The organism is Streptomyces sp. FH025 (genome assembly GCF_017427025.1).
GTDB lineage: Bacteria > Actinomycetota > Actinomycetes > Streptomycetales > Streptomycetaceae > Kitasatospora.
Genome location: NZ_JAFLNG010000393.1, coordinates 1 through 7,299, shown reverse-complemented (window position 1 = coordinate 7,299; position 7,299 = coordinate 1). Strand labels below are relative to the sequence as shown.

The window sequence follows — 7,299 nt, the reverse complement described above, 5'->3', positions numbered from 1 at the left end:
GGTGGACTTCGCGGCGGCCCGGAGCTGGGAGCCGTTCCACACGCCGAAGAACCTGGCGGCGGCGCTGAGCGTGGAGGCGGGCGAGCTGCTGGAGATCTTCCAGTGGCTCACGCCGGAGCAGGCGGCGGCGGTGATGTCCCATCCGGAGCGGGCCCACCGGGTGCGTGACGAGGTCGCGGACGTGCTCGCGTACCTGCTGCAGTTCTGTACGGCGGTCGGGGTGGATCCGCTGACGGCGCTCGCGGCCAAGATCGAGCGCAACGAGCACCGCTTCCCGGTGCCGGGAGAGGCGGCGGACGTCAACTCGGACGAGGGCTGATCACCCTTGTGGGGGACGGAAGTTATCCACAACCCCGAGTTGTCCACAGCTTTCGATCCGGTGGGTGCGAGTCGACCCGCTTCCCCGCACGCTTTCGCCGTGACCACCCGACCGCTCCGGCGGCGGTCGTGGTCGACAGCGACAGCGAGCGGAGGGAGCGGGGAGCCATGGAGGCACTGCGACTGATCAAGACGGCCCGGCACGCCCTGGCCGAGGCCCGGCAGGTACCGGACGTGCTGGCCGAGGCGCGGCAGGCCGCGCTGCTCACCGAGGCGGTGGGCGCCAGGTTGGCGGAGTCGGCGGAGTCCGCAGAGTCGGTGGAGTCGGCGGAGTCCGAGGGCGAGGAGCTGGCCGGGCTCGGCCAGCAGCTCTCCGAAGCGGGGGCGCACGCGGCGGTCTGCCTGGACCGGTCCGGCGCCAGGGTGGCCCCGGTGGGCGGCGGAAGGGCCGGTCGGCTCACCGAACTCGGCGATCTGGCACCGGCGTTGGTCGCGCTGGACGAACTGCTCCGGGACGTCGGTGAGACGCTGGTGGTGCTGGCCTGCGGGGCCGACACCGAGAGCCTGTACTGGACGTGCATCGACGGCGTGGACGCGGTGTCGGAGTGCAAGGACCTGGCCGGGCGGCTGCGCAAGGCGGTCGGCCGGGGTGGGGGAGCGGAGTGTACGGCGCTCGGCGGGGCGGAGCCGGAACGGGCCGGTCGCGGGTCCCCGTTACTCGTGGTCCGGCTCGGCCCGCCGGGCGAGGGCGGGCCGACGGCCGGGGAGGAGCGGGCTCCGGACTACCGGGCGCCCGGCGTGGTCGGTGAGGTCGGTGAGGTCGGTGAGGTCGGCGCCTCGGGGGTGTCCGTGTCGGCCGGGTAGGCGGGGTCGGTGGCGGTGTCCACGATGTCGGACTGCAGCGCGGCGAGGTCCGCGGTCACCGAGGCGAGTAGCTCCTGCATCTGTTCCAGCAGGCTCTTGGGAGTCTCGGGCCCGGCCGAGGCGCTGGCGGCCGAGCCGGTGGGGCTGCTCGGGAGCTGCGGCGAGGCAGAGGGTTCGGACATGACGGGACCTCTTCGGATCGGTGGTGAGGTGTGCCGCAGCGACCAACGAACCGCGCCGACGGCCGGTCACCGCGCACCACCCGATGCGGTCCAACTCCGGTACGGGGTAAGCCTCTCGGGTGAGCCGGGCTTGCCGCCGCCGCGCGGCCTCGGCTAGGGCCGCCGCCCGTCCCGCGGCCCGTGCCGTCGCCTCGCCGCCGTTGGGCAGCGCAGTGCCCTCGCCCGTACCGGGCCCGGCGGAATGAACGAAAGGAAGGAGAAGAAGGGGGAAGACCCACCCCTTGCCACTCTCAACGTATAGCGCACCGGGGGTCTTGCGGCAAGGCCCCGGTGGTGGCGCACAATCGCAGGCCTCAGATCGGAGCTGATGCCATGAACCCCCTGACCACCAGTGCTTTCGACCTGCCCGAGCGCCTCTCCGCCAAGGCCGACCCGGCGCTGATCGCCGGCGACGAGCGGCACTTCACGGCCATCGCGGAGAGCCTGGAGCAGGCGATCGCCGAACTGTCCGACCGGCTCGACGAGGTGCGCCGGGCACCGGGCGGGGCCGGGCGGGCGGCGATGGACCGTGACATCGAGGTCCACCGGCTGAGCGGCCGCCTGCGCGCCCTGCGCCGCTACGGGCTGGACCTGTGCCTCGGGCGCATCGTCGCCGCGGACGGCGCCGAGTCGGTGTACATCGGCCGGTTCGGGCTCACCGACCGCGAGGGCCGCCGACTGCTGGTCGACTGGCGCTCGCCCGCCGCCGAGCCGTTCTTCGCGGCGACGCACGGCGATCCGATGGGCCTGGTCAGCCGCCGCCGGTACCGCTGGACGGGCGGCCGGATCGCCGACTACTGGGACGAGGTGTTCACCGCCGAGGCCCTGGAGGGGCACGCCGCACTGGACGACCAGTCCGCCTTCATCGCCAGCCTGGGCGGCCGGCGGTCGGCCCGGATGCGGGACGTGCTCGCCACCATCCAGGCCGACCAGGACACCATCGTCCGGGCGGGCTCGCGCGGCGCCCTGGTGGTCGACGGCGGTCCGGGCACCGGCAAGACCGTGGTCGCCCTGCACCGTTCCGCCTACCTGCTGTACTCCGACCCCCGCCTCGGCCACCGGCGCGGCGGCGTCCTGTTCGTCGGCCCGCACCAGCCCTACCTGGCCTACGTCTCCGACGTCCTGCCCAGCCTGGGCGAGGAGGGGGTGCGGACCTGCACCCTGCGGGACCTCGTCCCCGAGGGCGCGGGCGCGGCGGTCGAGGCCGACCCGGAGGTGGCCCGGCTGAAGTCCTCGGCGGAACTGGTCCAGGCGATCGAGAAGGCCGTCCGTTTCTACGAGGAGCCGCCCGCCGAGGGAATGGCGGTCACGACGTACTGGGCCGACCTGTGGCTGAGCGCCGAGGACTGGGCCGAGGCCTTCGACGCCCCGGATCCGGGCACCCCGCACAACGAGGCGCGCGAGCAGATCTGGGACGAACTGGTGGCGATCCTGCTGGACAAGCTGGAGCCCGGCGAGGAGGAGGTCCCGCCCGAGTTGTTCCGGCGGTCGCTGCGGCAGGACCGCGAGCTGGTCGAGACCCTCAACCGCGCCTGGCCGCTGATCGACGCGGCCGACCTGGTCGGCGACCTCTGGTCGGTGCCCGCCTACCTGCGGATGTGCGCGCCCCACCTCGCCCCCGAGGAGGTCCGTACGCTCCAGCGCAAGGACGCCCCGCAGGCCTGGACGGTCTCCGACCTGCCGCTCCTGGACGCGGCCCGGCAGCGCCTCGGGGACCGCGAGGCCTCGCTGCGCCGGCAGCGCGAGCGGGCCTCGGCGGCCGCCGAGCGCGAGCGGATGGCCGACGTCATCGGCGACCTGTTGCAGGCCGACGACGACGGCGAGGGCGCGGTGACCATGCTGCGCGGCCGGGACCTCCAGGACACCCTGGTCGACGAGGCCGCGCTGCCCGCCGCCGAAGCGGAGCCGCTGGCCGGCCCGTTCGCGCACATCGTGGTCGACGAGGCCCAGGAACTGACCGACGCGGAGTGGCAGATGCTGCTGCTGCGCTGCCCGTCCCGGAGCTTCACCATCGTCGGGGACCGCGCCCAGGCCAGGCACGGCTTCACCGAGTCGTGGGAGCAGCGCCTCCGGAGGGTCGGGCTCGACCGGATCACCATGGCCTCGCTGAGCGTCAACTACCGCACGCCGGAGGAGGTCATGGCGGAGGCCGAGCCGGCCATCCGGGCCGCGCTGCCGGACGCCAATGTGCCGAACTCGGTACGCAGCAGCGGCATTCCGGTCCGGCACGGATCCGTGGCGGAGCTGGAGGCGGTCCTCGACTCCTGGCTCGCCGGGCACACCGAGGGGACGGCCTGTGTCATCGGCGCACCGGACGTCCGGGAGCGGCCGAGGGTCCGCTCGCTCACCCCGGAGCTGGCCAAGGGGCTCGAATTCGACCTGGTCCTCCTGGTCGACCCGGAGGCGTTCGGCGAGGGCGTCGAGGGGGCGGTCGACCGCTACGTCGCGATGACCAGGGCGACCCGGCAACTCGTCATCCTCCGGAGCTCCTGATGGCGCGCCGTCCGGTCCTCGCTCGGCCGCCGCCCGGCCCCACCCAACCCTCGTCCGGCCTTTGCCCGGGGCGGCCGTCCACCTCCCGGGCGAGCGGGTAGCCCGGTCGGGTGATGGAGGTGCCGATCAACGGTGCCCGGGGCCAGACTGGGGCGATGGACGAGGACGAACCGCTGGCGTCGTGGGCCGAGCGGCGGGAGCAACGACTGCGACCTGTCGGGCAGTTGAGGGCCGTGCGGCTCATCGAAGAACAGCGGCGGGGCGCCCATGTGGCGCCGGGCGAGCCACGGCTGATCGTGCGGTGGGACGGCTACCAGTGGCTGCCGGAGACGGTGGCCGAGGACTACGCCGCCGCCCAGCGGATCCTGCACGGGATCGAGGGTGACGGCGTACGGCGACAGCCCCGCCCGGCGTCGCGACAGCGGAAGACGCCCGGGCGCCACCGTCGGCCGTAGGGTGCGCCGCCGGTCGTAGGGTGCGCCGCACATCGGGCGCCCCGCACGCCGGGCGTGTCGCCGCAACGGGCCGGAGTGCGCGAAAGGGGCCCGGCGCGCTCGGCGCCGGACCCCCAAGACGCACTGCCCGCAGGTCAGTTGTGGGCGTGCAGGTCCGCGTTCAGGCCGCCCCAGGAACCGGAGCGGGCGATGACCTCGACCGCGCCGGTCTGCGAGTTCCGGCGGAACAGCAGGTTGTCCTGGCCGGACAGTTCGACGGCCTTGGCCACCGCGCCGTCAGGGGTGGTGACCCGGGTGCCGGCGGTGACGTACAGGCCGGCCTCGACCACGCAGTCGTTGCCGAGCGAGATGCCGATGCCCGCGTTGGCACCGAGCAGGCAGCGCTCGCCGACCGAGACGACCTGCTTGCCGCCGCCGGACAGGGTGCCCATGATCGAGGCGCCGCCGCCGATGTCGCTGTGGTCGCCGACCACGACGCCCGCGCTGATCCGGCCCTCGACCATCGAGGTGCCGAGGGTGCCGGCGTTGAAGTTGACGAAGCCCTCGTGCATCACGGTGGTGCCCGCGGCCAGGTGCGCGCCGAGCCGGACGCGGTCGGCGTGGGCGATGCGCACCCCGGTCGGGGCGACGTAGTCGGTCATCCGCGGGAACTTGTCGATCCCGTAGACGGCCAGCTGGCCGCCCTGGGCGCGGACGGCCAGGCGGGCCTGCTCGACCTTGTCCACCGGGACGGGGCCGATGCTGGTCCACGCGACGTTGGCGAGCAGACCGAAGATGCCGTCCAGGTTCTGGCCGTGCGGCTTGACCAGGCGGTGGCTGAGCAGGTGAAGGCGCAGGTACACGTCGTGGGTGTCGAGCGGCTTCTCGTCCAGCGAGGCGATGGTGGTGCGCACGGCGACCACCTCGACGCCGCGGCGGGCGTCGGTGCGCAGGGCGTCGCCGGCACCGGCGCCGAGCTCGGCCTCGGCCTGCTCGGCGGTCAGGCGGACGGTGCCGGCCGGGCCGGGTTCGGCGGCCAGTGCGGGGGCGGGGTACCAGGTGTCGAGGACGGTGCCGTCGGCGGCGATGGTGGCCAGACCGGTGGCCACGGCGCCGTTCGGGAGGGAGGTGGATTCAGCAGTCACACCGAGCACGTTAACCAATGCGGGGGTCCGGTGCCGAACACGCCCGTCGTGCGGACGCGCCCTCCGCGCGCGTCTTCCGCGCCAGCCCGCAAGATGTGTCGCCGGAGGGCCGCCGGGCGGGAAAACCCGGTGCTCAGGGGCGGTGCGCTGGGCAATACTCGGACAGGTGTTCATGTCGATCTCCACTACCGGCAGCGCCGAGAGTCCGGCCACGGACCTCGGGTTCCTGCTGCACAAGCACCCCGGCAAGGTCCAGCGGTTCGCGACGTCGCACGGCGAGGCCCACGTCTTCTACCCGGAGGCGGGGGACGAGCTCTGCACGGCCGCGCTGCTGCTGGACATCGACCCGATCGCCCTGGTCCGCAAGGGCAGGGGCAACGGCAAGGGCCGAGGCGGCTCGCCCGACTTCGCGCTCGCCCAGTACGTCAACGACCGGCCCTACGCCGCGTCCTCGCTGCTCGCGGTGGCGCTGCGGACGGTGTTCCGGTCCGCGATGAAGGGCGCCTGCCCGGCCCGCCCCGAACTGCCGGGCCGGGCCCGCCCGCTGCGGATCGAGCTGCCCGCCGTGCCCGCGAACGGCGCGGGCGAGGGCGGAGGCCCGGCGATGGTGGCCAGGCTGTTCGAACCGCTGGGCTGGCGGGTCGACGCGACGGCGATCCCGCTGGACGAGTCCTTCCCGGAGTGGGGCGAGTCCCGCTACGTGCGGATCGTGCTCGCCTCGGAGTCCGTCCGCCTCGCCGACGCGCTCCAGCAGCTGTACGTCCTGCTGCCGGTGCTGGACGGCGCCAAGCACTACTGGGTCGCCCCGGACGAGGTGGACAAGCTGCTCGCCGCGGGTGAGGGCTGGCTGGCCGCCCACCCGGAGCGTGCCCTGATCACCCGCCGCTACCTGTCCCGGCGCTGGTCGCTGACCCGGGCCGCGATGGAGCGGCTGGAGCTGGCTCGGCTGGCCGAGGCGGACGACCGCGAGGTCGAGGAGATCGACCACGCGGTCGACGACCGACCGGAGGAGGAGAAGCACCCCGGTGCCGAGCAGTCCGGCGCCGAACGGCCCGGAACCGAGCAGCAGCCTGACACCGAGCAGCCCGCCGAGCCCAAGCAGCCCTCCCTCGCCGAGCAGCGCCGCACCGCGATCCTCGCCGCCCTGCGAGAGACGGGTGCGGCCCGGGTCGCCGACCTCGGCTGCGGCCAGGGCGAGCTGATCGGAGAGCTGCTGAAGGACGCCCGGTTCACCGGGATCCTCGGCGTGGACGTCTCCGCCCGGGCGCTGCACGCGGCGAGCCGCAAGCTGCGCCTGGAGCGTCTGTCCGAGCGTCAGGCGGCCCGGGTGACGCTGGCGCAGGGCGCCCTGACGTACACCGACGCCCGGTTGAAGGGATACGACGCGGCGGTGCTGTGCGAGGTCATCGAGCACCTGGACCTGCCGCGGCTGCCCGCCCTGGAGTACGCGGTGTTCGGCGCGGCCCGCCCCAAGGCCGTCGTCGTCACCACGCCGAACGCCGAGTACAACGTCCGCTGGGACAGCCTCCCGGCCGGCAGCGTGCGGCACGCCGACCACCGCTTCGAGTGGTCCCGGGCCGAGTTCCGGGGCTGGGCCGACAGGGTCGCCGCCGCCTACGGCTACTCGGTCGAGCTGCGCCCGGTCGGCCCGGAGGACGAGGAGGTCGGCGCCCCGACCCAGCTGGCCCTGTTCCGCACCGAGCCCGCCGCCACACCGACCAGCACCGCACCCGAGGGAGGCGAGCCCCGATGACCGACGACGCGACCCAGCACACCGACCGGACCGACCACACCGACCACACCGGCCACCCCGAGAGCACCGCC

Annotated in this window: 7 protein-coding genes; 5 read left to right on the top strand and 2 right to left on the bottom strand. The window is 74.0% G+C overall.

The genetic code is table 11. The features are described from left to right. Window position 1: 1 nt before the first annotated feature. Together J0670_RS24715 and J0670_RS24710 are read left to right on the top strand one after the other, a co-directional pair. Complete coding sequence (locus tag J0670_RS24715; RefSeq protein ID WP_207813859.1) at window positions 2-319, top strand: nucleotide pyrophosphohydrolase; 318 nt, start codon at window positions 2-4, stop codon at window positions 317-319. A gap of 167 nt (window positions 320-486) precedes the next feature. Then, window positions 487-1,182 carry a DUF6099 family protein gene (locus J0670_RS24710; RefSeq protein WP_207813858.1) on the top strand — a complete coding sequence of 232 codons (696 nt, stop codon included), beginning with the start codon at window positions 487-489 and terminating at the stop codon, window positions 1,180-1,182. On the opposite strand, the gene J0670_RS24705 is transcribed toward J0670_RS24710, so the two are convergent. Then, window positions 1,101-1,364, bottom strand: coding sequence for a hypothetical protein (locus tag J0670_RS24705; protein WP_207813857.1), 264 nt, complete (start codon window positions 1,362-1,364; stop codon window positions 1,101-1,103). The genes J0670_RS24710 and J0670_RS24705 overlap by 82 nt on opposite strands. A 372-nt stretch (window positions 1,365-1,736) precedes the next feature. On the opposite strand from J0670_RS24705, the gene helR reads away from it, so the two are divergent. Beyond that, window positions 1,737-3,896 (top strand): RNA polymerase recycling motor ATPase HelR, encoded by a 2,160-nt coding sequence (gene helR, locus J0670_RS24700; RefSeq protein WP_207813856.1) that lies wholly within the window; start codon window positions 1,737-1,739, stop codon window positions 3,894-3,896. 155 nt (window positions 3,897-4,051) lie between these two features. After that, on the top strand, window positions 4,052-4,351 hold the full coding sequence (locus tag J0670_RS24695) for a DUF6087 family protein (protein ID WP_207813855.1): 300 nt from the start codon (window positions 4,052-4,054) through the stop codon (window positions 4,349-4,351). A gap of 134 nt (window positions 4,352-4,485) precedes the next feature. Here the strand turns inward: J0670_RS24695 and dapD are convergent, their stop codons facing one another. Beyond that, on the bottom strand, window positions 4,486-5,475 hold the full coding sequence (gene dapD, locus J0670_RS24690) for a 2,3,4,5-tetrahydropyridine-2,6-dicarboxylate N-succinyltransferase (protein WP_207813854.1): 990 nt from the start codon (window positions 5,473-5,475) through the stop codon (window positions 4,486-4,488). A gap of 166 nt (window positions 5,476-5,641) precedes the next feature. Between dapD and J0670_RS24685 the strand changes: the two genes are divergently transcribed. Further along, window positions 5,642-7,228, top strand: coding sequence for a 3' terminal RNA ribose 2'-O-methyltransferase Hen1 (locus J0670_RS24685; protein WP_207813853.1), 1,587 nt, complete (start codon window positions 5,642-5,644; stop codon window positions 7,226-7,228). Window positions 7,229-7,299: the final 71 nt, after the last annotated feature.